Raw genomic sequence first — 24,514 nt, 5'->3', positions numbered from 1 at the left:
GCTACACCTCGAACGTGGCGACCACGGGGTAGTGGTCGGACGCCGCATCGGTGATGTCGTTGCGGATGACCTGATAGCTGCGTGCCCGGTTGGCGAGCGTCTCCGAGGCCAACAGGTAGTCGCAGCGCATGGTGGCGAACTCAACATTGCGGTACGCTGTCGTGGGTACGGTGGGCACCCGTGAGAAATCCAGCTGATGGCCGAGGTCGACCCAGCCCGCCGCTTCCAGATGGGCGAGCACACTGCGATCGAGACCCTCCAGGTCTTCAGCCAGGTAGCGGGCTCGGTGATGGGCCGCAAGTGCGGCCCAGTCCTCCGGCTCGGGATCGTGCGGCGACGCCGAATTGAAATCGCCGGTGGCGAGCGTCAACGGATCAGGGGCCGCCTGTACGGCCAGGTAGGCCGCTTCGCGGCGGCGCACCTCGGGGCCGTTAGGGCACAGGTGCGCACTGATAAAGGTGATGGGCTGATCGCTACCGGGCACAGCCACCTTAAGTGTGGCCAGTGCATGGTGAAAGTGCGTCCCATCGACATCGAAGCTCAGTGGCTTCAGTGGCTCGCGGATGAAGATGGCGACGTTCTGTCCGGTGCGCGGCGCAATGGCCAGGAAGCCGCGCATGCCGATCTGCTGCTCCAGCGCGTAGAGCCAGACACCGCCGCTGGCATTGAAACCCTTGGCCTCCTGCATCAGGAAGACATCGGGCCGATATTCGTTGAGCAGTTCGATCTGGGCGCGGGCGCGGCGGTCAGTGCCGCCGTCGCGGCCGGCGAACAGCGTGTCGTAGGTGAGAACGGTCAATGTAGTCATGGATATCCCTCGGTGCTACTGCAGTTTGTGGGGCGAAGCCGCGGTTCTCGTCATGGGCCTCGAACACACGCTGGGCGTGCGCATCGAGCAGAGCCTCGCACCCCTTGAGCCGCTCTCCCGCCTCGGATGCCACGGTGGCACCGTAGAAATCAAGCTTGACGATCTTTTCCAGCCAGGTCTGGAGTTTCTTGAGATCGACGTCGTTCTCTTCCAGCTCGGCGTAGGTGAAGTGGTTGGCTGCGGTTTCCTTGGCGATCTCCGCCCCCAAGTCCTTGCACTTGTCGAGAAACTCGACGTACTGTTCATCGCGGTCCGCCTTGAAACGCCCAAGCACCTTGTCCTCTTGCGCACGGTCGAAGCCGACTGACCGTTTCCAGCAGCACGGATTCGCCGGCCATCTCGTTGATCTCGTTCTCGATGATCTTGAGCCTCGCGTGTGTTCGCCGGTCTTGGGGAGCAGGCAGACACCATTCTGTAGATAGGCGGCCCCCATGCCTTGAGCTTGCGCAACAGCGCAATGCGCTTCTAGGTCGGTTCGGAGGGCACCTTGTATGTATGCAACAGCAAGCTTTGTCCCCTCATTCGAACAATCATAATGCAACAGTGGTTACATTTCAAATATAACCGATGAAAAAATTATGATGCGGTACGGCGTCCACTCATGGCGATTCCGTTCGGTTTGAATGTAACGGCGGTTACCCTATAATTGGCTACATGAAATCAACCCAGAACTGGCTGCTTCTCACCTACAAGGTTCCCGCGGAGCCAGCAAAGAAACGCATCGCCCTCTGGCGCCGACTTAAGGGGATGGGCGCGGTCTACCTGCAAAACGGTGTCTGTCTGCTGCCCCGAACCGACGATCATGTACGACGTCTGAAAATCATCGAGAACGAGATCGCCGAGATGAGCGGCGAGTCCCTGCTGCTCGAGACGGTGGCGCTCGATCGCGCGCAGGAGGAGAAGGTGCTTGGGCGTTTCAAGGCGGACCGCGATGAGCAGTACGTCGAGTTTCTCGACAAGTGCAAGGACTTCGAGGGAGAAATTGCAAAGGAAACGGCTGCTAACCATTTCACTTACGCGGAACTGGAAGAGAACGACGTCGACCTGAAAAAGCTGCAGTCGTGGCTGGAGAAAATTGGCAAGCTGGATTTCTATCGCGCGCCGCTCGCAGCCGAAGCCCAAAAACGTCTTCAGGAATGCGAGGCGCTGCTGGAAGCGTATGCACAGCGTGTTTTTGAGTCCCATGATGAAAACCGCTGACCAGCACCGGCCGCATTTGCGCACGATGCCAGGCCGGGCGTCCCCGCGCTGGCGTCAACGATAAGCGCGTAACGACCACAATAAATCGTCTGCTTATGAGCATTCCAAAGGACTCCTCAAAGGAAAGTACGCCTGCCAGTCGCGTGGCGATGCGCTTTGTGCTGCTGATCGGTGTTCTGAGCTTTTTTGCCGACCTCACCCACGAAGGCTCGCGCAGCATTCTCGGACCTTTTCTTGCCTCAATGCAGGCGAGCGCCTTTGTGGTCGGCGTGGTCACAGGCTTCGGTGAGCTGGCGGGCTACGGATTGCGCTATTTTTCCGGGCGCTTCGCTGATGCGACGGGTCGCTTCTGGCCCACCGCGATCGTCGGATATCTGGTGCAGATGTGCGCGGTGCCAGCGCTTTCATTTACCCATACCTGGCAGAGTGCTGCGCTTTTCATCATCCTGGAGAGGGTTGGACGCGCCATCCGCAATCCGCCTCGCGATGTCATGCTCTCTCATGCGGCGAAGCACATCGGTGGTTATGGATGGACCTTCGGAATCCACGAGGCCTGCGACCAGTTCGGAGCAATGTTCGGCCCGCTGCTGATGGCAGCCGTGCTTTCCTATCATGGCAGTTACCGGCTCGGCTTCACGGTGTTGCTCGTTCCGGCCGCCCTGAATCTGATCTTTCTGATGATCGCCCGTCTGATGTATCCCCGCCCACAGGACCTGGACGAGAGCCAGGCATCTGGCGGCGGCCCGGCGCGCTTTTCGGCCCGGTTCTGGGCCTATCTTTCAGGCGCGTGTATGGTAGCAGTGGGCTTCACTGACTATCCGCTTCTCGCGTATCACTTTTCCCACACGGGCACGGCGTCGACGCAATGGATCGCCGTCTTTTACTCGGTGGCGATGGCCGTCAGTGGCACATCTTCGCTGCTATTCGGTCGCCTCTTCGACCGGTATGGGTTTCGGGTGTTGATCGTCCTGACACTGCTTGCCACTCTCTTTGCGCCACTGGCTTTCCTCGGCAATTTCTGGGTCGCGCTCACTGGCGTAGCGATCTGGGGCATGGGTATGGGCGTTCATGAATCGATCATTCCCGCGGCGGTCACACCGATGGTGCCAAGTGGGCACCGAGCGGCAGCGTTCGGGCTGTTCACTGCGGGATACGGTATCTTCTGGTTCATCGGCAGTGCCGCTATCGGCTTGATCTATGACCACTCAATCGCTTGGACGATAGCGTTCTGCATGGTTTCACAACTGCTGGCAATCCCGGTATTCGTGTGGGTGGGGCGGCAGGCGGCGACCTCGCCAGACGGCACGTGATGCATCCGATTGGGGGCCACGGAGGTCGGCTCCGTTTCACTATGGCGTATGCAAGCGCGTCCGGCGCTGCGCTCTTTCCGCTTCACGTGGACTGCCACGCGCGACGACGGAAACATGCAAACTCACAGCCCGCTCGCTACAATGGATCCGTAGGAGAATGGCAAAACGGTACATTGCGGATTGATCAGCGCGACACAGTTTTCTAATTTATCTCGATGCCATGAAGGTGCGTGAGTCGCACTGTAAAGGGCGGGCACAGGACGACGACAGATGCTGCCGGTCGCCATCGGCGTCGCTCATGCACAGGCGGATTCAACCGGTCGTCGCAACACTCGATTGTTGAACAGATTTTAGATAATCGTCCAGAGCTTCGGCAGGTGTCTTCCAGCCAAGCGTTTTCCGGGGTCTGGAATTCAGTGCATTTGCAACGGCCTGGATCTCTCGAGCGCTCCACCGAGACAGGTCTATGCCCTTTGGAAAGTACTGCCGCAGAAGACCGTTCGTGTTCTCGTTCGTGAAGCGCACCGGGTTTTCCGGAGACCTCAACTCCTGAGGGAATGAGGAAATGGAAAACATCGACAAAGCAAAACGGAAGACAGCACCGAAGTATTCGGCCGAACTCCTGGCGGATCGCCGGGATAGATACTGAAAAGTTCACCCGGTCCATGTAATTGATAAAGATCACCATAAACATCAGGAAGATAATCAGATATCGCCTGCGAGCCGTGGTCTCCCCCTGTCAGCCAGCTTTTTTTGGTGTGTGTTTCGTGGAATCGTCGCCCGTGCGTTCCCTCTCGTGCCCTACGACATGAGTCCTGCCAGGTGAGCGGTTTCATTGACGCTATGCACGACGGTCCTGCCGTCCGCATAAACATCCAGCACGTTGATGCAGCACGGTCCCTGCCCGATATGCCAGTAAGCCGAAAGAGGCAAATCAAGTGCCTGCGTCAGAAGCACCCGGTTGACGCTGTCATGGGCAACGAGAACGATCGTCTCGTCTTCAAAAGACTGAAGCAGGTCACGCATCGCGTCGGCAATGCGTAATGCCACGGACTGCAGCGACTCGCCACCCGGAAAACGCATCCACTGAGGCGCGGTTTTCCACAGGGTGAATTCGTCTGGAAATTCTCTCAGGGCTTCCTCATGACTTTTCCACTGCCACTGGCCGTAGTCGAGATCGTCCATGCCCGGCTGGACGTAGGCAGATCCGCCACACACCGTCGCAATCACCGCCGCAGTGTCACGACAACGCTGCATCGGACTGGTGTAGACCGCCGCAGGCTGGTATCGCGTCGCCAGAGCATCTGCCAGCGCCTGAGCCTGGCGGCGACCGAGGTCCGTGAGGGCGAGCTGCATCCGGCCGCGGAAACGGGGAGGATCGATTCCCTCGACCTCGCCGTGGCGGGTCAGAATAACGCGCATAAGTATTCCTTATTTATGAAGGATGGACGGCTCCACGGGCCGGTCCTGCCACCCCCGCATCCCATCCAGCGTTCGCCCTTCAGTGTCTTGGCAGAAATTCCGGGAGACGGCTTCTGATCTCCTGTGCATCCAGATGAACGAGATCCTTGATGATTTCAAGTGTCACATGCTGCAGGGTAACCGGATCAAGTTGCCTGCGAAGCTCCCCAAGGAACGAGGCAGGTGCAACGAGGATCACCGTACCGACCAAACCTTTCGACACAGCATCTTTCAGTGTTGTGGCAATTTCGGCCGCAAAACCCTCTGCCTCATGCACGTGCTGCGAGCTGCCGGGATCCGCCCTGTGACGGCCTGCTCCGAACCGGTCATATGTGCGCCCCGGCTCATCGCTCACCAGATCCTTTTCCCTTAATCGCGAAGCGGGGTGAATGGCCGAAGTCTTCTCCTCGATCAGCCCTGAAGCACTTTTCGTTTCGAATGTCCTTGCGACTGCCTGATTGGCCACAACAATCCAGATCGATTTTTTCATCTCGATATCCTCACGGAACATATCCTTTGCGCCCTGACAGGAGACGGCGCAACATCTACCCATCCGTCAGGCCTGCTCATGACGCACGCCTAAAAATCCGAAACCGGCTGGGGTACAGGGAGTATGCCCGCGGCCGTCTGGTCGATGACGAGACAGGCGGACCTGTCATCATGGCAGACAGGCGAAAACGAAACATCGCTGGGGACGGCCGCATCACGTGCGGAGTAAAGGACATGGTGATACCTACTGTAGGGCGACTGCCTGGCGCCCGAAGGCGCCTCCAGTAGGCATCATCAGCTGGACGGTGCCAGCGTTTAAGGAGAATGCCATCTCCTTTATTCAGGATACCGTTGGCGGCACGCCTTCGCAAGTAGCCTGCCGAGTCAACCACGGAAAATTACAAGAGCGTCAGCCTGTTGCTGCGAGGTGTCGGCGTCACATTTTTCGCGGGTATCCTCCAAAGGCGAGCCCGCCGTTCATCCGGCACGAGAGGCCACCCGCCGGGCAGACCGTACGAAGACCCACACGACCGATTGGACGACCAGATGGGCATAACCCTTGCTCGGTCAGCGAGGATTCCCAGACAGCAACAAGGAACTCCTGGTATGGACAACCGGGCGCGCGACAATGATGAGAATCGTCCGGTTGCCAAACCGCTCACCGACAGCGCCACGGTCGCGATCCGCGAGGCGCTCGAAGGACGGCGTCATGGTATTGCGCTACTTCTCCCCTTTGCAGGGCCCGCGATTGTGGTCTCCATCGCCTATGTCGATCCGGGCGACTTCGCGACCAACATTCAGGCGGGTGCGCGATATGGGTATGCGTTGCTTTGGGTGGTCGTTGTCGCCAATCTCATTGCCATGCTTTTTCAGTCGCTTGCCGCCAGACTTGGGATTGTCACCGAGCGCAATCTCGCTGAACTTTGCCGCGAGCACTTTCCCAAACGCCTCGTTCTGCTGCTGTGGGTAATCAGCGAAGTCGCGGCCATGGCGACCGATCTTGCGGAGTTTGTTGGAGGCGCGCTGGGGCTCTCGTTGCTTTTGCACGTTCCCCTACTTGTCGCGATGGTCGTAGTGGGCATCGCGACCAATGGCTTTCTGCTATTCCAGAAGAATCGGTTCCGTCCGCTTGAGCAGATGGTCGGCGCCATGGTCGGTGTCATCGGCCTGTGCTATCTCGTCGAACTCTTTGTGACGCCAATCGACTGGCGGGCAGCCTTTCCACACATGGTTGTGCCGCAACTGCCGGACAGTGGCGCCCTGACGATCGCCGTCGGCATCATCGGCGCGACCATCATGCCGCACGCGCTGTTCCTTCATTCCGGACTCACCGAGAGCCGCGCACCGGTCAGAAACGAATCGGAACGAGCGAGGCTGTTACGCTATTCCAACGTCGAGGTCACGATCGCGCTCGCGGTCGCGGGGCTGATCAATATAGCGATGGTCCTGACGGCGGCCGGCGCCTTTCACGCAGGACATCCGGAAGTCGCCGAGATCCAGTCGGCCTATCACACACTTGCGCCAGTGCTAGGCAAGGCTGCGGCTGGCGTTTTCCTCCTCTCGCTTGTCGCCTCCGGTCTGTCGAGTTCGGTCGTGGGCACCGCCGCCGGTCAGATGATCATGCAAGGATTCGTGGGCTTCAGCATTCCGATCTGGCTGCGCCGTGCGGTCACGATGGTCCCCAGTTTCGTCGTTGTCGCACTCGGAATCAATGCGACGCAGGCGCTCATAATCAGTCAGGTCATCCTCAGTTTTGCGCTTCCCTTTCCTGTTGTCGCGCTGGTCTGGTTCACTTGCCGACGGACCACCATGGGCCAGTACCGCAACGGCTTCGTGACAGGAGCCCTGACGATCGTTTCAGCGTTGCTGGTACTCACGTTAAACGTGTTGCTACTTCTCCAGATGTGCGGCATCAGGATTCCCGGTCTGCAGGGTTAGCTCCACGGGTTGGCTCATCGCTGGTCCCGAAGGTCGGGATTTGCGGCCCGCTGTCCGGACCGATAGAATAGCCATACGGAGATGGCATTCCTCCGCATAACCGCCTCCCCGGCTAATGATGCCTACGCCTCCCGGATGGGACGTAGGCTCACGTGCCGTCGCCTTGTCCGGGTTCGCCTAGGTTGCAGAACCGGACACTTCTCATGATTCTGGATGTTTCTTTGATGACTGGCGGGGCAGGCGGCCCCAACTATGCCGACCGTTCGGGCGTGGCAGATTTATCCCGTGCGTCAATCGATGCGCGGGCCAGTGTATGAGCAGCCCACTGATGATCGTCGAGCCTCTTATCGAAGCGGCGGCGTTGGTTGCCGGCATAAGCTGGCTGTTCTGCACAATCCGCCGCACGGCTACAACCCGTCGCGATCTGGTTCGGCTCACATGCGCCTCCACTGGCATCGCTATCGTCATAGCGTTGGTACTCGAATACGCGCGCCTTGAACTGCCGGAGAGAATGCCGCGTTCCGCGACAGATCTGGGTGCAGCGCTGCTACTGCTGATCGTGGGCATCGCATGGTTAAGGCCGGCGATTCTGCTTTCTACCGGCCTGCACCTGCGTCCCTCGTTGACGAGCTTTGTCCCGCCGCTCAAGCACTATCCGCCGCCGGACCTGTCCAGCACCTCACTGATGCGACATCGCAGAGATACCTGGCCACTGACCGGACTGGCGGCTGGAGTTCTGGTTGCAGCATTGAATAATGGCGACCAGCCGGTCAGGGCGTCGATGACGGTGTCGGTCGCGTTGCTGCTCGTCTCCTGCTGGATCGCCATTGGCCTCGCCGGCAGACGCGTTGTGGCCACCAACTCGATTCTGCGCATCATTGCAGGTTCGCTCCTTGCGGCGCTTGGCTCATTCCAGATAAGTGAAATACTGGCGCTGGAATGGCGCCATCCCGCTTCGGTGCTCTGGGCGCTGGTCGCAGCCTATCTGGTTACCACGTACTGGCTGATCGAAACCTGTCACGACGGAGAGCCGAAATATCCGCGACCGACCCCGCTGGATGCCATATCCTCGCCTAGGTTGAGCCGGATACCCGCGAGCACGCGTTCGCGAAATGTCCTGGCCACCGTCGAGGTCTGCCTGTGGACGGCCGCTCTGGCACTGTGCGTGCATTTCGGATGGCACCAGGCGATTGGCATGATGGACTGGCAGGCAGGCGGACTGCTTTTCGCCGGGTTCATCCTTGTGCTGGTGCATAGCATCCTCGTCGATGTGCGCCTGCCTGGCGGCGGATAGGTTGCGAGGCGCGGGCATCGACAGAAGCCGCCGCGCCTGATGCCTGTTCGCCCCTAACCCGCAGGCTTGCCGGATGCCGCGCGTGAACTGAGGAGAAACCGGATGCTATCCGTCCAGATATTGTTATTTGTTTTCTTCGTGGCGCTGACCGCGTTTTTCAACGTTGCCGAAATGGCACTCGTTGCGGCCCGTCCCGCCCGGCTCGATGCCCTGTCGAACCGGCACCGTTCCAACGCCCAGCTCGCCGTTTCGCTCAAGCAGGAACCGGGCGCCTTCCTCTCTGCGGTCCAGTGCGGCATTACGGCAACCAGCATTCTCGCGGGCACGTTCTGCGTCAATGCGTTCATCTCATCGATCACCTCCGCGCTCTCTGAGTTTCCTGGTATCGCGCCCTACGCCTCTTCGGCTGGCACTCTCATCGCCGTGCTTGTTGCAACGTATCTCACGCTGATTTTTGGCGAACTGGCGCCCAAACGTGTGGCGCTCGCCGCACCCGAGCGGTGGGCCACCTTGATCGCGCGGCCCTTGCAGTGGACCATGACGCTCGCGCGCCCGTTCATCCTGCTGCTTGGCCGCTCCAACGACCTGCTGCTCAAAGCGCTGCACGTAGAGGCGCAGGTTGAAGATTCAACGACCGGCGAAGAGATCCGTAGCGTGATCATGGGGGCGTTGCGCTCCGGCACAATCCAGGCAGCCGAACGCAGCATGCTGGAGAGCATTCTGCAGCTCCGCGTTCGGAGTGCCCGGACAATCATGACGCCGCGCCGGCTACTGGAATGGGTGGACGGCGCGATGTCCGAGGAGGAACTGAACAGGCGCATCGCGGAGTCGCCCTGTTCCAAACTCATCGTCACGCAGGGACGCGACGTTGATCGCCCTCTGGGCGTCGCAGCGAAAAAGGAAATCCTGAGGACAGTGATGTCCTCCACGAAACTTGACCTCGAAGCGCTTTGCCAGCCACCGGTATTCGTCGCCGAACACTCGTCAATCCTTGAGCTACTCGGATCCCTGAAGCGTGCGCGGGCCCAGATGCTGTTTGTCGTCGACGAATTCGGGACCGTCGTGGGAGTCGTCACTTTGACCGATGTTCTCGAGGCGGTTGCCGGCGATGTTCCGGAGCCCGAGCGACATCGAGGCGGCGGTACCCAGATTAAGAAGGAGCCTGACGGAAGTTATCTGGCGTCCGGCCAGTTGCCCGCCGATGATCTCGCAGAGTATCTTGGAATTGAAGATCCTGAGCCGCCAACCTACAAGACCGTGGCGGGACTCGTCCTTGCCCATCTGAAGCACCTGCCGGTACAGGGTGAACGGCTCACGATCAGCAACTGGACAATTGAGGTCGTCCAGGTCGATGCACGGAGCATCCTGCAACTAAGACTCACTCCCCCCTCCGGCAGCAGAAAGAACACGAAGGAGACGTAACGTGGGGGCGACATATCACAGGTCGATCAAAGCGCGTGCGTGCCGTATGCACGATCACGTCCACCAGCGGCCCTGTAGCGGTGCGAAATGCGCTCCACGCTGCAAAGCCGGTGCAGCTACGAATCCACCCCGCCCCGGACTCAATGCATCCAGATTCGCAGGCATATTTCACCTTCATGGCAAACCGTCGCTCCTACCGAGCGACGCTGCGGCCAGGCAATTCACCTTCCGCGTTCTGCGTACCGCGCCGGTGTACTGAGCGGACAGCCTCCGAGAGGATACCGATCATGAACGAACCGCAATTACAACTGCCAGCAGCGCGCGGCCTGAGTCTGAACAATATCGCCCTGGCCGTCGAGAGCCTGGACGAGATGGTGACGTGGTACGTGACCGTACTGGGTTTCGAAGCCATTGAAAGAGGACGCCTGGACGCGGTCGGCGCAGACTACGCCACGCTCAGCGGCGCGGGTTTTCGGCTTGAGCTTGTGTCACTTCCTGGGGCGCCGCGGCATCCGGCTGACCACACGAAACCGCCAGGACACCCCGCCACACTTGGCTGGCAGGCTATCGTATTACGCAGTGAGAATCTTGGTGAGGCGATGGCAGTATTAAGAACGCACGACGTGGGCATCGTGTGGGCTGAGTCCCAACTCTCGACCACCCTGATATCAACGGTGATCCGCGATCCGGAAGGTAACTTTATCAATATCTTCGGCGTGCCGGAGTCGGCGTGACACGCGAACGCTGGCGCTCACGCTCGGGGGTGTCGGGGTCATCCTGCACCTGCGGGCGCCGTGCTGAAGGTCGATATGGCCCACAGGTTCGTAGCGATTCTACGCGGGCGATAAGTAACGCTCGGCGATATCCCGCATGAAGTACCGGTCACGCAACCCAATTGTGCTGCCGTCGATTGCGCGGCACCCAATACACATATTCCGCGACGACAGCATCCTTATCCGTTCACAACGTCGAGGCGGTACTGGACTGGCAGTGTTCCCGCGCGACGTGTGAAAGTGTGAAAATCGGAAGCGCAAGCCTTTCACCCTGCTGCAGCGCTGCGAGCCGTAGCACGGTCTCGCAGACCGCGCTACGGGAATATTCATGCTGCGCGACTCGCACTCCCGGTTTCCGGATATATCAACCGAGGGTTGTTCAGCCCCTGCCGCTCGAGCATGGCAAGAAGCGCCACCACCAACGTATCGCCCCGCGCCCGCTGGCCGTTTTCTGCCAGCAGCATGAAGCCCCCTTCTGAAAACCTGAAGACCGTGACGTGACCCAGCCCGGAGAACGCCCAGTCACAAAAACGCATCTCTTCCTTCAACGGATCGGGGCCGCTCTCTGGGGCAGTTCGCTGTGTTATATCTCCAATCGGGCCAAGCACGGTGCCCCGTTCCCGGGCGTTAGCCAGTTTCAGCTTCTGGCTCGATGGCCCTACAACCTTTCCGGATTGCTGTTGCATTTCGTCTCCTTTCTACATCGAACTCCTGGGGGCAGCCAATGTGCGCAGCGCTGCCCCTGACTGAGCTAAGCGGGATCGCGGGGCAATCCTGACCGCTGCGTGCGGCGCACGCTGACCGGTACGGGAGACAGTCCGGCGAAGAAGCCGCGTCCGACGGAGGGTCGATGCAGGTCGAAGCGTGTGGGGGTTGGTCGTACAAGCCGGACGGCAAGATGGACGAGGCGTAACAGGGTTTTCATTTTTGCACCTACTGTCTGAAGTGAATCGTCGTGCCATGTCGTGCACGAAACAGTAGGCATCATCAGCCAGTTGATCTGGCGTTTAAGGAGAATGCCATCTCCTGGATGAAGGATACCGCTTCTTGTCATGGTGCCGCAAGCACTCATGCCAACTGGCGAAACCGTTCCGGTGAATTGTTCAATAGTTCAGCATGCGTCAGATTTTCCGGAAAGAGGTTCACCGACGCATGCAACGGGCGCTGTCCTCGAACGACTTTACAGCGCCCAGAATGACGCGCTGCGCAGCATGAACATTGTCCCATTCTCCGCAATGGACGGCCTCGTCTGGGTCCAACTCCGCAATAGCTCTCACAAAATGCCTTGACCTGCGCCAGCGCGTAATCACCCAGGTCCTGCAGACGTTGCACAGGTGCGGATGCGGGGCAAATCCTGTCGGACACCATAGCAATAGTCTTTTCCTCTGTTGTCTGTAGATTGTCAATTACGATGGCCGCCCGTGTTGCCTCACGGAATGATGTTACTCCGGGGTAATCGTCACCTCTGGGTTGTTCTGCGATGGAGGCTGGCGCTGCGTAGCGGCGCCAGCCTCCATCGCATCGGGCTCACCGAGTATTCTGGTAACCAGCTCCCTCGCGCGGTTTGATCGCCATGCTGCAACGCGTCGCTGCAGCGTCCGGAGCTGGGCGCCTGAGTACATCGCCGGCGCCATCCCAATCAGCCGGTTCTGCAGTTGCTTCGCGGTGATCGCGGGCTCCGTTTCCAGCCATTGCTGTATCTTCGGCCATGTGTGTTCGAACGGATCAGGACGTGTGCGCCAGTCGTGTGGGACCGTGGCCTTTCTGCGGTGTGTCGGACGCACTTCGCCCGCCTGCCACGCCGTGGCCAAACCCGCCAGAAAGTCACCTATCGTCGCGTCGCATTCTGGCGTGACGTCTGCTGCGGCTATTTCTGTGGCGGCGCATGCAGCGATACGTCGCTGCGCTTCGCGCATACCGCGTAAGAGGTCGACAGGATCGAGCGAGCGGAACTGCTCTCGCAGCGCCAGTTTGGTCGCCTCAGGGACAGAGGGTGAACGGAGTACGCGCTCGAGTGGCGTCAGTGGCGCCTCATAGCGCTTCGTTACGCGCGCCCCGTGGCGTGTCTTGGACTTAAGCTTGAACGACGGCTGGAAATAGTTGATGTAAAGTCGCGAGACCCGATACAGCGAGGCCAACGCTTCCGTATCCTCCAGCCCGCGCAGTTTGCCGTATCCCACCAGCCGCCGCACGATCGAACCGTTCTTCTGCTCGACCCATGCCTGATCGTTCTTCTTGTAGGGGCGCGAACGCGTCAACTCGATGCCGGTCGCTTTGCAGAAGTCGAACACGGCTTCGTTCATGAAGGCGGTGTCGTTATCGCTGTCGAGACCACGCAGTGGAAATGGCAGCGCAGCCCGTACACGCTCAACGTGCTCAATGACGAATGCGTGGTTACGGAATGGCATCGCAAGACATTCGGTCCAGCCGGTCGCAATGTCAGTCATCACCAGGCTGTGTACAAAGTCGCCGTCGATCTTGACTCCGCCGCAATGCTCGACGAAGTCGATTTCCAGATAGCCGGGCAGCGGGTCATTCCAGTCGGCGAAGGTCCGAACAGGAACGGCGCGGCGAATCGCGCTTCCAACTCCTCCGGCACGCTTGCGGTGACCACCGAAGGCCTGTTCACGAACGTCGGCAAGCAGCCGGTCGATGGTCGACGCACTGATGTCTAGGAGCCTCTCGCGCAAGCCGTCTGACAACGACAGATGACCATACCGGGTCATCGATTCGACCAGCGTCGGAATCACCGCCTTCAGCCGTTTCCCACAGATTCGGTCGGCGGCTTCCCAGAGCGTTATCAGGGCCTCACGCACTTCGTCGGTGTAGCGGCGAGGCGGACCAGGCCTCGCCTTCGACGCCCGCGCTTCATTGCATAGCACGCGGATCGCGTGCTTGCGGTGATAGCCCGTCAATTTGAGAAACTCGTCCAGAATCTGGCGTTTGCCGCTCCGGTCCGAACGTCGGTAACGCTCGCCGATCGCCTTAATCAATTCCCGTCTTGTCGCCATGCTGAGTCGCCTCGTCATAAGTCGCCCCTGCCAGCCGTCTGGAAGGTAGCAAATTACATGAGGCAACAACCCGGGCCTGGTAACAAATAACCTGAGTCAATGCGCCGGCCAAGATAATTTATATGAACGCCCCCGATGCGCCAGGTCTTCTTGCGTGTTGCGTCGACAGGATAGGTTGCAGCTTTATATGCGGCCTCATTGCGGCCTCATACGCTGCGGGCCCCGATGAAATCCGCTGACTCGCTCCTCATTTGTCGCACGAGCTACGCGCTCAAATTATCTTTCAGGCTTAGCGAGTTCAGGTCCGACCTGTCTTGTCATCACGCTCGATTGCCAACGCAACCTTTCGACGTCATCCTGCAAGCTTCAATCTTCCATACGGTTCTACTGATCAAGCCGGTCGTGCACTGACGTGCCCCTGGTTGTACGGCGTGCCATGTGCGAGAACTGCCCAGATTGTTCGGGCCATCTTGTTGGCAAGTGCTACGGTCACCACGTTGGATGGTCGCCGTTTCTGCAACTGCTCAGCCCACGATCCGGTGTGCTTGCCATGGAAGAGCACGCTGCGTGCTCCGTGGATCAGTAACGTCCGCACATACGTGTCCCCGCGCCGGCTGATACCCAATAGCTGGATCTTCCCGCCTGTGCCGATCTGCTTTGGTACGAGACCGAGCCACGCGGCGAACTCCCGTCCGGACCTGAATGCCTTCGCGTCACCCATCGTCGCAACAGTGGCCGTCGCCGTCAGCAGGCCAACGCCGGGGATCGCGGCGATTGCCTTGCATGCCTTGTCCTCTTTCATCCACGTCTGCAAACGTCGTTCAATGTCAGCGACCTGTTTGTCGAGTCGATCAAGGTCATTCCAAAGTTCGCGTAACGAGTCGATCAGCATCGCCGGTAGACGCTCGGATAGCCTCGCCAGCACCCCGGGAATCGCTTTATCTAGCGCGGCGCGGCTCTTGGCCATCACCTCGCCGTATTCTGTCAGCAAGCCCCGCAGACTGTTCATCTGCATCGTGCGGAACTTGATCTTCTGTTGCCGCAACCGATGCAGCGCCAATACGGCCTGCTGGGCTTCCGTCTTCACAGCGACGGGCTTGCTCGGCATCTGCGTGGCCATCCAGATCGCACGAGCATCGGCAGGATCGTTCTTGTTGCCGATGTTGAAAGCCTTGACGAACTTCGCCGGCATCAGCTTGACCTGATGGCCCATCTCCATCAATCGCCGTGCCCAATGCTGGGCACCGCCGCAAGCCTCCATTCCGATGAGGCAAGGCTCGCGATTCGCAAAATGCTCGAGGAATGCGGCGCGTTTCAGTTGCTTGTTCACAATCTCGCCCGTGCCGGCATCCACCCAGTGAAGCTGGAAGACGTTCTTCGCGATGTCCACCCCGACCGTCGTATACTTCATTTCGGACCCTCCGGTTAGCCTGTGAAGATCTCAATGATCTTCCATTTGGGCACTTTAATGACGTCGGCCCGTGAGGGTCCACTTCCTCGGCGTCACCCACCTGGTAGGTGGGGGCGTTCATTCCATTTGTCGTTCTCTAGTTGTCGCATGGCGCACGACGGAGAGCATGCCGATTGGCCGGCAGGCGACGACTGATAGCCGTTCAAGAGGGAACGGTGCAAACACCACGAAATCCAGCGGATCGCCGTCCTGTGCAAGCGTGCCAGGCACGAATCCGTAGTTTTGCCGGAAACGCGGGCCGCTCCCCGGGATGCACCTGATGCGTAGAAGGTTAGATCTCTCATCAGGTTCGTAGCTGACTGCCGTGCTTCGCCCGGAGAGACGGATGATGGCATTCAGTTCCGCAGGCACATCCTCACCCGGCGGCAGATGACCGAACAGCAAATCGATACTCTGGCTTTTCCTCATTCGTTGCCTCGCTTCAAAGAACCCACAACACTTCCGTGCCCGCATGGTCGCCCCATGCGGGTTACGTCAATGCATCGCGCTACCGCATCTCGCGCGACCTTCGGGTTCCGGGATGGGATGGAATGAGGAATTCAAACATCCGCCCGCCCGCGCACAGGATGCGTCGCACCGGCAGATGCATCCCGGCGGCCCACGGGAAGATACGCGAGACTGCCCAGTTACCATTCGTGCGTGCGCGTCGTTGCATCGCTGTTGTCGCCATGTCCTCTCTGGAACGGCGTGACATCGGCTTTACAACCAGGGGCAGCTTCACAGGTTCGATGCCGCGCAGACCTGCATGCGCGGAGCGTGCGTGCGGCCGCAGTGATGACACAGGAATCCGGGAGTTGAGTGTGCCGCGAAGCGCATTGACTCGCCGCAGGGACGAAGCGCTGGCTCGCGAAGTCTGGATGGGGGTCACGTGAGCACCTGGTATTGTGGGGCAACCGGGTGCAGAACGTTCTGGCGCGCGCCTACGGTCTCCACTCCGGGATCCGTAGGCATCATTAGCCGCCCATGCGCGGCAGTTAAGGAGAATGCCATCTCCTCGCCAGAGAGTAACACGCGGCATGCCCGTATGCACGAGCGCTAACGGCAGGTCCGGGAAGATGCTCCGCAGGTTGACGTGAGACACGTCGATGATAAAATCGCGGCTGGAGATGGCATTCTCCTTTAACCGCTCCCCCAGAGCCGATGATGCCTGAAAACGCCCTGAGCGAGAGTCACTGACCGGACTGTCCGCTCGTGTCACGTTATCTTTTGAGGCGCATCGCATGTATCCATCCGTTCTTGCAGTCGCCATCGGCGGCGCTCTTGGTTCCCTCTTCCGGTGGTTTCTCGGCGTGCGGCTGAACGCCATCTTTCCAGACCTGCCGCTGGGCACGCTCGCCGCGAACGTCATCGCCGGGTACATCATCGGCCTTGCCATCGCCTTCTTCGGCAGACTTCCTGAGATTCCTGTCGAATGGCGCCTGTTTGTTATCACCGGCCTGATGGGTGGTCTGTCGACGTTTTCCACCTTCTCTGCCGAGGTCGTCGCCCACCTGCAGCAGGGCAAGCTCAAGTGGGCCGCCAGCGAGATTCTGATCCATGTGTCGGCGTCGCTCGTGATGACCGCACTGGGCATCGCAACCGTCACCGCTGTTGCTGCCGTCAGCCGGCTTTCCATCGCACGTTGACGGGATGATTTTCCCGGGCACGCGCCTCTTTGCTATCCAGCTTGCGATCAATGCGCGGTCGCCGCGCTACGTGTCCATGAGTTCCGGATGTAACTGCAGATGCAGAACGACAAGCCAGAACTTCGGGCAGTCCTCCCTGACGGACTTCACTCTGCTACGCGTTTCATCCCGGTTCAGAAATCCACTCCTGTCCGCGAAGACATAGGCGCGTTGCGCATCCATCTGCAGCCACCCGGCAACCAGTACCGTCGTCACTGCGCCGAAAATTCCAAACTCGACAGACGACGCGACGACGTCAAATAGTCTCGCGACAGCAGACAGAATGAAAGCGAGCCCTTCGGTCACGCATAGCGCAACCGCGAAGACCGTCGCCTTCGCCCTGATCCGTATCCGGTCATCACGCTTCATGCAACGTCCATAAGTTGCAGGCGCATCAGTCATGCGCCGCTGCTGCGTCAAACAGAGCCGGCTGCGCGTGTCCGAACATCGCCCGCGCATCGGGCGCTGATGGTTCACTGGCGGTTGCCGCAGCCGGCCCACGGACAAATGGCTCCTCGCACAGGCTACGCGCCTAACGCACCGCTGGACGCCGATAGCCGCCCGCGATGCCTTCCTTCGACAGGACCCATTGCCAGAGCTGGATATCGCGCGCGCGGAATGCACCGGCGCAGCACAACAGGTAGTAGCGCCACATCCGGTGAAAGCGCTCCCCCATCTGTTGGGCAAACTGAGGCCATGCGGCTTCAACGTTCGCGTGCCATGCCATCAGTGTCCGGTCATAGTCCGCGCCAAAGTTATGCAGGTCCTCAACGACAAAGAGGCCCTCCGCAGCATCCCCAATGTGGCCAATCGAGGGCAGTTCGCCGTTGGGAAAAATATATCGGTCCAGCCACGGATCCGGCGTCGACTGTCGACGCTTCTTTCCGATGTTGTGCAGGAGAAAGAGACCATCATCCTCCAAGCACCGATGCGCGACTTCCATGTAGATACGGTAATTTTTCGCGCCGACATGCTCAAACATGCCAACGCTCGCAATGCGGTCGAACCGCTCGTTGAGCGTGCGGTAGTCCTGAAGCCTGAACTCAACTGGCATTCCCGCGTAACGCTGCGTCCCCCATTCAGCCTGCTCCTGGGAAATGGTGACACCCACGCATTGCACGTCGTAGTACTCTGCTGCAAAGCCCATCAGGCTGCCCCACCCGCACCCGATATCCAGCAGTCGCATTCCGGGCTTGAGCTGGAGTTTGCGGCAGATCAGATCCAGCTTTTCTTCCTGCGCGGCTTCCAGCGTGTGGGCGCCCGCTGACCAGTAGCCGCAGGTATAGGTCATCCTGCTGTCAAGCATCGCTTCATAGAATGCGTTGCCAATGTCGTAGTGGACTTTCCCGACTTTCCACGCACGCCGTGCCGTCTGGCGGTTCAGAAGCCGCGCGCGCAAGGCATGGAACACGAGCCGGGAGGGGCGAATCTTCTCATCGATGTGGGCACGCATGATCCGCGCGAAGAACTGGTCGAGCTCTTCACATTCCCACTGTCCTTCAATATACGCCTCGCCCAAGCCCAGGTTGCCTTGAGCGAGCACGCGTTCAGGAACGCCATCAGCGAGCAGACGGATGTCCCACGGACGCTCCCCTCCAATTTCAATATCCGCCTGCGCGAGCATCTCTTCGACGAGCCGGTAAGCCGCGGTCGGTGTGCCTGCTCGCAATTGTCCGACCGGTTCAACCCTGTTCGATGCTTCGGTAGAGCGTTCCATGTTCGTAGTTGACATGTTTTCTCCTTGGTTATGCGCCAGTTTCCCGATCTCACGCTTCTGCCACGGGTCTTTCGTTTTCCTTCGCGTGTGCGTCCTCAGTGAATATCTTCTCGTACAGATCTTCGCCGTAACTGGTTTCAAGCGGTTCCCCGGGCGATACGCGGAAGGTCCGCTCGCCACCTTCCCGTCGTTCTGCGCGCAGAAAAACGGCCCCTGTTTTCATCGTGTCGTACATGCCGTGTGCAAACTCGTACATGTGCGTGACGAAGAAAACCTTGACCCGCCTTTGAAGCAATGCCCGAACAATCTGCCGTGCCACCTCAGAGCCTTCGCGTTCGTTGGTTGCGGCGAACGACTCGTTAAAGAGGATGAGCGAGTCGGCAACGATGTGGTCCGCAATCTGGTTCATGCGCACCAGCTCCTCATCGAACTTCCCGCTCGTCATGGATGCGTCTTCCTCCCTCTTGTAATGCGTGACAAGACTCTTGCAGACGTTCGCACGAAACGACCCGGCACCAGCTATCATTCCGGCCTGCATCATCATCTGCGCCAGTCCAATGCTGCGCAGAAAGGTTGATTTCCCGCCCTCATTGGCTCCAGTGACGACTACCAGTTCGGCACCATCGGCATCGATTGTGTTAGGTACAACGGGAGTCTGAAGGCGTAACGACAGGCAGACGTCATATAGTCCTTCAAAGCGATGCTGGCGCTCAGTTAGCGGCAGCGGCTGTGGATAGCACACGCCCTGCCCCTTGGCTGCCAGCTCATTACCCAGATTGAGGCAGCCGATATAGAAGCCCAGTTCGGTGCGCAGCATGCGGAAGAAGCTCAGCACGTGATCGGCCGCCTGGGCGACCGCGTCGGCGGCAAGATTGATCCCGCGCGCCTCAAGTTCCGATAGCGCTCTGGCGCCCGCTTCGTCGCGGTCCGCAATATGGAAAGTCAGTGACGGAGGTTTGCGTTCGAAGAGTCTTTTCAGCAGGTTCCGGTCGAGTTCGTTGGGCTTGCGCAGCACGTAGGAAACGCCCTTGTTGCCCTTCCCGAGCGCGGCGCTGATCAGCGTCCCGTTCCTGAATCGCAACTCTTTCAGGTGATCGTCGAGCGTCTCGAAATAGTCGTCGCCCAGCTCGTGCTGGAGCATGGTAAAAAACGTCCTGAATCCTTCGGACTGAAAGTCACCACCCGACTGGTCGGCAATCTGCCGGAGTTTGACAAGCACCGAGATGAAAGCCTGCATCAGTTCGCGCGCGCTACTCAATATCGCCGCGGGATAACGGCTCATAAAGCCAAAGTAACTCTTCCTCTCGATCTCGATCGCTTCCACGGCAACGCCGTAGAGCGCACGAACCGTCGACGCGTTTGCCACGCAGTCACGCAGCACGTCCTGCCTGTAGACGATCTGCTGCGGGTCATGAAGACTCGTCATCATCGCCTTGCGCACGACGTCGAGCAGGAAGGCGTCGCCAGCGGCCATCGCCGCGAACAGCGTGTTCAGCTCCAGATCCGCAATGAGCATGTCGGCGCCCCATGGCAGGTCGCCCGTTAGCAGGAAATCCTGGTTCCTGTACATCAGATGGGCTTTCATGATCCGATCCGCTCCGTTAGCTGGTCATAGGTCAGCCGGTACTGACGCGCGAGCGACAGCGCATAGGACCGTCCGTCTGCCGGACGCCTCAGGACCTTGAACGTTCTCGACGCAATCGCGTCATGCTGGACCTCGCTTAGCATGCTGACCGTCTGGGCACTGAGACACGAAAGCTCTTCAATGAATGTCACGTACACACATAACGCATCAAGGTCCATGATGCGGCCCATCACCTTCTGGCTGAGATAGAGCGCATCCTTTAGCGAGGTTGAACTGAATATCTCGTTCATGATGATGATGCTGCGGGTGGTCGCACGTCCGAGAATGCGGTGAATCCGGAAGAGGTCATCGTGCAGCTTGCCGCGCAGGTTTTTCATGTCTTCCTGCCGTTCGAAATGTGTAAAGATCTGGTCGAAGAGAAACAGTCCTGCTTCACGGCCCGGCACCGGCCATCCCACGGCGGCGAGATAATGGAGCTGCCCGAAGGTACGCGAAAAGGTGGTCTTGCCGCCCTGATTCGGGCCGGTTACCACGATGATCCGTTCGCTGCCCTCGAGATAGAAATCATTGCAGACGATGCGGGCTTCCTCGCGGCGCAGTTTTTCCGCAAGCGCAAGGTCGAACCCATCCACGCTGCGGATCTCCTTGGACACGTCAAGCATCTCGGGATAACAGAACGACAGACCCGTTTCCTTGAGCCGCGAGATGTGCTCGAGGTAGGCCACATAGAACTGGACTTCGCGGTCGAACCGTTCAATGACAGAATCGACAAAACCGGCCTGAGCGTTGCAAAAGACTTCAAGCGGGTCGAAGACCTCCGGATGAAGCTGCGCGACGAAGTCGAGTACGTTGGCCTCGACATGGTCCATGTCAGGAGAATCCCGCATGTCGGTGCTATGGCTTTTGACCTTGCCCTGCCTGAATTTTTCGAAGGTCTTCTGGACGTCTTCGCTGTAGTCAATCTCGCCTGCATATTTGCGTACAGTAACGGCATTACCCTTGATGAGTATGCTATACCGCACCTGCCCCAGGGCATCACGGATGCGCGCCTCTTCCTCCTTCAGCGCAACGAACTCGCGCCCGTTCGCATAGGCCTTCAGGTATCCCAGGAACGCCGCGAGGCCTGGCGAACGCGGAGCCGCCGTCTCGAGATCCTGGGCGAGTGCCGCTATCGCGCCGCAGTAGACCTGGACACCGTCAAGAAAGTACCGGCGCTTCTGCCACCGGAAATACAGCTTCGTTGCGGCCGCAAGCTGCACACGCATCGCCCGCATCTGCGAAGCGAAAGCGTTGATGGCCGAGACGATTTCGTTGCGCTCGAGATCGCCCATGATCTCGTGACGGTAGCCGACAGATTCAACGTCGGTGAGTGCCACATAGAAGAACGGCTTGAGGTTGTAGTCATCGCGGCCATGAACGACCGAATCGATGATCTGGTCGAGATTCAGATCGCCAAAAAACTCCGGCTCGCTCGTGGCATCCACTACATCGGCCGCACAAGCGTCCCTGAACAGGATGCTGTCAAATGTCATTTCTCTCTCCCAGTCGCTCTACCATTCCGGGTTGCCGGCCGGCCCGGCGCCGCGCGATGACGTCACCCTCAGTGCGCCGCCGTGGCGTGGCCCGCTGCATCTGCCCTGCGATCACGTCGTGGTACATGCCGGGCCGTGACGCGAGCTCAGCCGGACTGCCTTCGTCGATGACGCGGCCCCGATGAACCACAACTATCCGGTCGAAATTCTGAAGCGTGGACACGCGATGCGCGATCGCGAGCACGGTGCGGCCCTGCATCAGCCGTTCGAGGGCGGCCTGAATGGCACTTTCCGACGCACTGTCAAGCGAAGACGTTGCCTCATCCAGCAGAAGAATCGGGGCGCTTTTCAGAATCGCCCTGGCGATTGCAATGCGTTGACGCTGTCCCCCGGAAAGTTTCGCGCCGCGATCGCCGACGATCGTATCGAAACCCTCCGGCATGGAGGCAATCAGATCGGCGCACGACGCGTGAAGGGCGGCCATGTGCACCTGCTCCTCCGTCGCGTCGGGCTGCCCGTACCGCAGATTTTCCAGCAGCGACCTGTGAAAGAGGGAGACGTCCTGAGGAACGACCGCCAGTGCGTCCTGCAGGCTGTTCAGGGTCATCTTCGAGATATCCTGACTGCCGATCCGGATCGAACCGCGCTGCGGCTCATAGAAACGCTGAAGCAGGGCGAGCACCGTAGTCTTTCCCGTGCCCGAAGGACCGATCATCCCGACCCGTTCACCTGCCTTTATGCGCAGGCTGAATCCGTCGAGGATTGGCCGGCGTCCCGGATAAGCGAAGGTCACGTCGTCGAACTCGATTCCCGGCTGCTCTGCCTGGAGTGCCACAGCATCGGCTGCCTCCTGCAGGCCGCGGGGCGCAAGAATAGTGCGGACCGCTTCCGAAAGTCGCGCGACATGCTGCGTGATGTCAACAAGGGAAACGGCAAGATCACGCGTGCCATGCAGAATGGTGAATCCGAGCGAGCTGACCAGCACGACGTCCCCGGTCGTCGCGCGTTCGTCACTCCAGAGCCATAGGACCCAGCCGAGCAGCCCGGCGGAGAGCATGGCGGTCACCACCGCATGCATAAGCCTTAGCCGTTCGAGGTACAGAAGACTCCGGCGACGCGAGGTCGTCTCCAGTTCGATATAGGCATCAAAGCGACGATGCTCGCGCCACGTCGCGCCAAAGGCCCGAACAGTAGCCATGTTGCCGATGACATCTACCAGTTCGCCATCCACTGAGGCCGCACGTGTGGCGAACGTCTGATGAACCGCTGAGCCGCGATGCGCAAACCAGAAGAGCGCGGTCGCGAGTGCGAGCGATACCGCAACGAGGGCGGCGGCCATCAACGGATCCACCGAAGCCACGATGCCGATAGCGCCGACCACCGCGAGACAGGGCGGAAGCGCATTCCATGCGACGGTATTCTCCGCCGTATATACAGCGTTGGCGGTCGCGCTCACGCGACTCGACAGCATGCCCGGCTGCTTGTCTGCGAAGTAGGTGGGTGCGTGACCAACCAGATAGGCGAAAAGATCTTCGCGGATGTCTCCCGTGACCGCAACAAATGCCCGTGCCGCTATCCAGCCGCCCATCCGCCAGAAAAGGTTATCCGCGAAAATCAGTACAACCAGAACAATGAACGCGCGTTCCACCAGCCATGGATGACTGCGGCCCACGCCCAGTGAGTCAATCAGGCTCTTGACCGCATACTGGGACGCGAGCGCACATCCGACTGCCGCGACAATACTGAACAGGATAAGCGCATGCGATAGACCATGCCGCGCGATGTAGCGCAGCAGCAGACTGACTGGCCGACGGGCGAACGCGCCCAGCGCCTCCACACCCGGATCGGAAGCCGCCTTTCTCCTGTCCGGTGACCAGCGCGTGTACCAGATATGGCCGACGCTCATCGGACATCCCCTCTGGTAGGAACCAGCCGGAAGCTGGACCGCTTGCCGCCATGGGCACAGACCCTCTGCGCCGCGCATAATACGCACGCGTTCTCACCGCAACTCGATGCGCTGCCCTGAGTACCGGTTGACATGTATCCGCTCTCGCCTGTCACGCGCCTGCAACCATCCAGTCACCGGATCGGAGGCGAAATTCGCCACGCCCGACGTCATTCAGGTTGTTGCCGCTGTTGAAAACACTGGAAGGCCGCAGCGTCGCGATGAGCGCAACGTTGTGCGATAGAGAGCTGACGGACGAGCCCACAGCGCCTGTTCCAGGCCTGTAGGCATCATTAGCCCGAACGGGCAGTTAAGGGAGAATGCCATCTCCGCTGAAAACCATTCTATAGTTGCTTCCGGCCTGCGACAACCTTTGCGCCTGAAAAACTGCGGCCTGAGCCGGACACATGATTTCTCTTCTGCCGAAACACTGAATGTCTGTGAGGCGCGCAAAATCCGGACCTGATGGCACCCACAATGAGTGCCGTGCGCGCCGAATGAAGTTTGCGATCGATCTGGACGGCAGCTAGAATAAATGCTCGTGGAGATGGCATTCTCCCTTGACCGCCTTTGCTGGCTGATGATGCCTACGCGTCCCGACCCGGGAGGCAGGATTATTTTCCAGCCCCCGACGTCCGGCCCCGTAAATTCGTACCCCGGATATCGTCATGCTGCCTGGCAAGCCGCCCCGCCTGAACCATGCGATGACCAACTCAGCCTTGCCCGGCGTCGCCTGGTACCCTCCGGTTTCATACCGGCACGAAAGACTTACGAGCACGGCACGTACGCCACGGATGACCGCTCGCGCAGTCGAGCAGGTCGTCGCCACTTCCG

General features: G+C 59.6%; 20 protein-coding genes, 1 pseudogene and 7 riboswitches. Of the genes and pseudogenes, 7 read left to right on the top strand and 14 right to left on the bottom strand.

Annotated elements, in window-relative coordinates; genetic code table 11:
- Nucleotide 1: 1 nt before the first annotated feature.
- Both AWB81_RS23495 and AWB81_RS46925 read right to left on the bottom strand, forming a co-directional pair.
- Nucleotides 2-808 (bottom strand): endonuclease/exonuclease/phosphatase family protein, encoded by an 807-nt coding sequence (locus AWB81_RS23495; protein ID WP_062638952.1) that lies wholly within the window; start codon nt 806-808, stop codon nt 2-4.
- Nucleotides 747-1,301, bottom strand: a complete 555-nt coding sequence (locus AWB81_RS46925) for a Chromate resistance protein ChrB (RefSeq protein WP_327372394.1) — start codon at nt 1,299-1,301, stop codon at nt 747-749. The genes AWB81_RS23495 and AWB81_RS46925 overlap by 62 nt, the downstream gene beginning before the upstream one ends.
- 221 nt (nt 1,302-1,522) lie before the next feature.
- On the opposite strand from AWB81_RS46925, the gene AWB81_RS23485 reads away from it, so the two are divergent.
- Nucleotides 1,523-2,068, top strand: a complete 546-nt coding sequence (locus tag AWB81_RS23485) for a Chromate resistance protein ChrB (protein WP_062638950.1) — start codon at nt 1,523-1,525, stop codon at nt 2,066-2,068.
- Between the two features lie 95 nt (nt 2,069-2,163).
- Complete coding sequence (locus AWB81_RS23480) at nt 2,164-3,378, top strand: MFS transporter (protein WP_062638949.1); 1,215 nt, start codon at nt 2,164-2,166, stop codon at nt 3,376-3,378.
- A 312-nt stretch (nt 3,379-3,690) separates the two neighbouring features.
- Here AWB81_RS23480 and AWB81_RS23475 read toward each other — a convergent pair.
- The 3 genes and pseudogenes from AWB81_RS23475 to AWB81_RS23465 all read right to left on the bottom strand — a co-directional run.
- Nucleotides 3,691-3,915 (bottom strand): annotated as a pseudogene (locus AWB81_RS23475) (transposase); the annotation flags it as partial.
- Between the two features lie 264 nt (nt 3,916-4,179).
- Nucleotides 4,180-4,800, bottom strand: a complete 621-nt coding sequence (locus AWB81_RS23470; RefSeq protein WP_062638948.1) for a histidine phosphatase family protein — start codon at nt 4,798-4,800, stop codon at nt 4,180-4,182.
- A 79-nt stretch (nt 4,801-4,879) separates the two neighbouring features.
- Entirely contained in the window at nt 4,880-5,329 is a 450-nt protein-coding gene (locus tag AWB81_RS23465) for a host attachment protein (protein ID WP_159938927.1), read from the bottom strand.
- A 277-nt stretch (nt 5,330-5,606) separates the two neighbouring features.
- A riboswitch (Fluoride riboswitch) is annotated at nt 5,607-5,672 on the bottom strand.
- A 262-nt stretch (nt 5,673-5,934) separates the two neighbouring features.
- Here AWB81_RS23465 and AWB81_RS23460 point away from each other — a divergent pair.
- From AWB81_RS23460 to AWB81_RS23445, 4 genes are all read left to right on the top strand, one after another.
- Nucleotides 5,935-7,266, top strand: coding sequence for an Nramp family divalent metal transporter (locus tag AWB81_RS23460; protein WP_062638946.1), 1,332 nt, complete (start codon nt 5,935-5,937; stop codon nt 7,264-7,266).
- A 68-nt stretch (nt 7,267-7,334) separates the two neighbouring features.
- Nucleotides 7,335-7,398: riboswitch (Fluoride riboswitch) on the top strand.
- Between the two features lie 181 nt (nt 7,399-7,579).
- The gene (locus AWB81_RS23455) at nt 7,580-8,560 is read left to right on the top strand and encodes a hypothetical protein (RefSeq protein WP_144444168.1); all 981 of its coding nucleotides are present in this window, start codon (nt 7,580-7,582) and stop codon (nt 8,558-8,560) included.
- Between the two features lie 102 nt (nt 8,561-8,662).
- The gene (locus AWB81_RS23450; protein ID WP_062638944.1) at nt 8,663-9,982 is read left to right on the top strand and encodes a hemolysin family protein; all 1,320 of its coding nucleotides are present in this window, start codon (nt 8,663-8,665) and stop codon (nt 9,980-9,982) included.
- Between the two features lie 287 nt (nt 9,983-10,269).
- Entirely contained in the window at nt 10,270-10,716 is a 447-nt protein-coding gene (locus AWB81_RS23445) for a VOC family protein (RefSeq protein WP_062638943.1), read from the top strand.
- Nucleotides 10,717-11,081: 365 nt separating this feature from the next.
- Here the strand turns inward: AWB81_RS23445 and AWB81_RS23440 are convergent, their stop codons facing one another.
- The 4 genes from AWB81_RS23440 to AWB81_RS23425 form a co-directional block, all read right to left on the bottom strand.
- A complete protein-coding gene (locus AWB81_RS23440) occupies nt 11,082-11,441 on the bottom strand; it encodes a hypothetical protein (protein ID WP_062638942.1) in 360 nt (119 codons plus the stop codon).
- A gap of 285 nt (nt 11,442-11,726) precedes the next feature.
- Nucleotides 11,727-11,791, bottom strand: a riboswitch (Fluoride riboswitch).
- 406 nt (nt 11,792-12,197) lie between these two features.
- Complete coding sequence (locus AWB81_RS23435; protein WP_235025882.1) at nt 12,198-13,766, bottom strand: DDE-type integrase/transposase/recombinase; 1,569 nt, start codon at nt 13,764-13,766, stop codon at nt 12,198-12,200.
- Between the two features lie 391 nt (nt 13,767-14,157).
- Nucleotides 14,158-15,177 carry an IS110 family RNA-guided transposase gene (locus AWB81_RS23430; RefSeq protein ID WP_062638940.1) on the bottom strand — a complete coding sequence of 340 codons (1,020 nt, stop codon included), beginning with the start codon at nt 15,175-15,177 and terminating at the stop codon, nt 14,158-14,160.
- A gap of 117 nt (nt 15,178-15,294) precedes the next feature.
- Nucleotides 15,295-15,645 carry an inorganic diphosphatase gene (locus AWB81_RS23425; protein WP_062638939.1) on the bottom strand — a complete coding sequence of 117 codons (351 nt, stop codon included), beginning with the start codon at nt 15,643-15,645 and terminating at the stop codon, nt 15,295-15,297.
- 529 nt (nt 15,646-16,174) lie between these two features.
- Nucleotides 16,175-16,240: riboswitch (Fluoride riboswitch) on the bottom strand.
- Between the two features lie 90 nt (nt 16,241-16,330).
- Nucleotides 16,331-16,394, top strand: a riboswitch (Fluoride riboswitch).
- Nucleotides 16,395-16,457: 63 nt separating this feature from the next.
- Between AWB81_RS23425 and crcB the strand changes: the two genes are divergently transcribed.
- Nucleotides 16,458-16,862: a fluoride efflux transporter CrcB gene (gene crcB, locus AWB81_RS23420; protein ID WP_062638938.1), complete on the top strand. Its 405-nt coding sequence runs from the start codon at nt 16,458-16,460 to the stop codon at nt 16,860-16,862.
- 66 nt (nt 16,863-16,928) lie between these two features.
- On the opposite strand, the gene AWB81_RS23415 is transcribed toward crcB, so the two are convergent.
- From AWB81_RS23415 to AWB81_RS23395, 5 genes are all read right to left on the bottom strand, one after another.
- On the bottom strand, nt 16,929-17,270 hold the full coding sequence (locus AWB81_RS23415; protein ID WP_062638937.1) for a hypothetical protein: 342 nt from the start codon (nt 17,268-17,270) through the stop codon (nt 16,929-16,931).
- A 163-nt stretch (nt 17,271-17,433) separates the two neighbouring features.
- Entirely contained in the window at nt 17,434-18,633 is a 1,200-nt protein-coding gene (cfa, locus tag AWB81_RS23410) for a cyclopropane fatty acyl phospholipid synthase (protein WP_087135147.1), read from the bottom strand.
- A gap of 34 nt (nt 18,634-18,667) precedes the next feature.
- Complete coding sequence (locus AWB81_RS23405) at nt 18,668-20,203, bottom strand: MutS-related protein (RefSeq protein WP_062638936.1); 1,536 nt, start codon at nt 20,201-20,203, stop codon at nt 18,668-18,670.
- Entirely contained in the window at nt 20,200-21,735 is a 1,536-nt protein-coding gene (locus tag AWB81_RS23400) for a MutS-related protein (RefSeq protein ID WP_062638935.1), read from the bottom strand. The genes AWB81_RS23405 and AWB81_RS23400 overlap by 4 nt, the downstream gene beginning before the upstream one ends.
- A complete protein-coding gene (locus tag AWB81_RS23395) occupies nt 21,725-23,641 on the bottom strand; it encodes an ABC transporter ATP-binding protein (protein ID WP_087135146.1) in 1,917 nt (638 codons plus the stop codon). Before AWB81_RS23395 ends, AWB81_RS23400 begins: the two co-directional genes overlap by 11 nt.
- Nucleotides 23,642-23,957: 316 nt before the next feature.
- Nucleotides 23,958-24,020: riboswitch (Fluoride riboswitch) on the bottom strand.
- Nucleotides 24,021-24,214: 194 nt separating this feature from the next.
- Nucleotides 24,215-24,277: riboswitch (Fluoride riboswitch) on the top strand.
- Nucleotides 24,278-24,514: the final 237 nt, after the last annotated feature.

Origin of the sequence: Caballeronia arationis (assembly GCF_001544975.2) — a bacterium.
GTDB classification, from domain to species: domain Bacteria; phylum Pseudomonadota; class Gammaproteobacteria; order Burkholderiales; family Burkholderiaceae; genus Caballeronia; species Caballeronia arationis.
The sequence above is the reverse complement of the archived record's forward strand: the minus strand, read 5'-3'. Positions and strand labels throughout refer to the sequence as shown.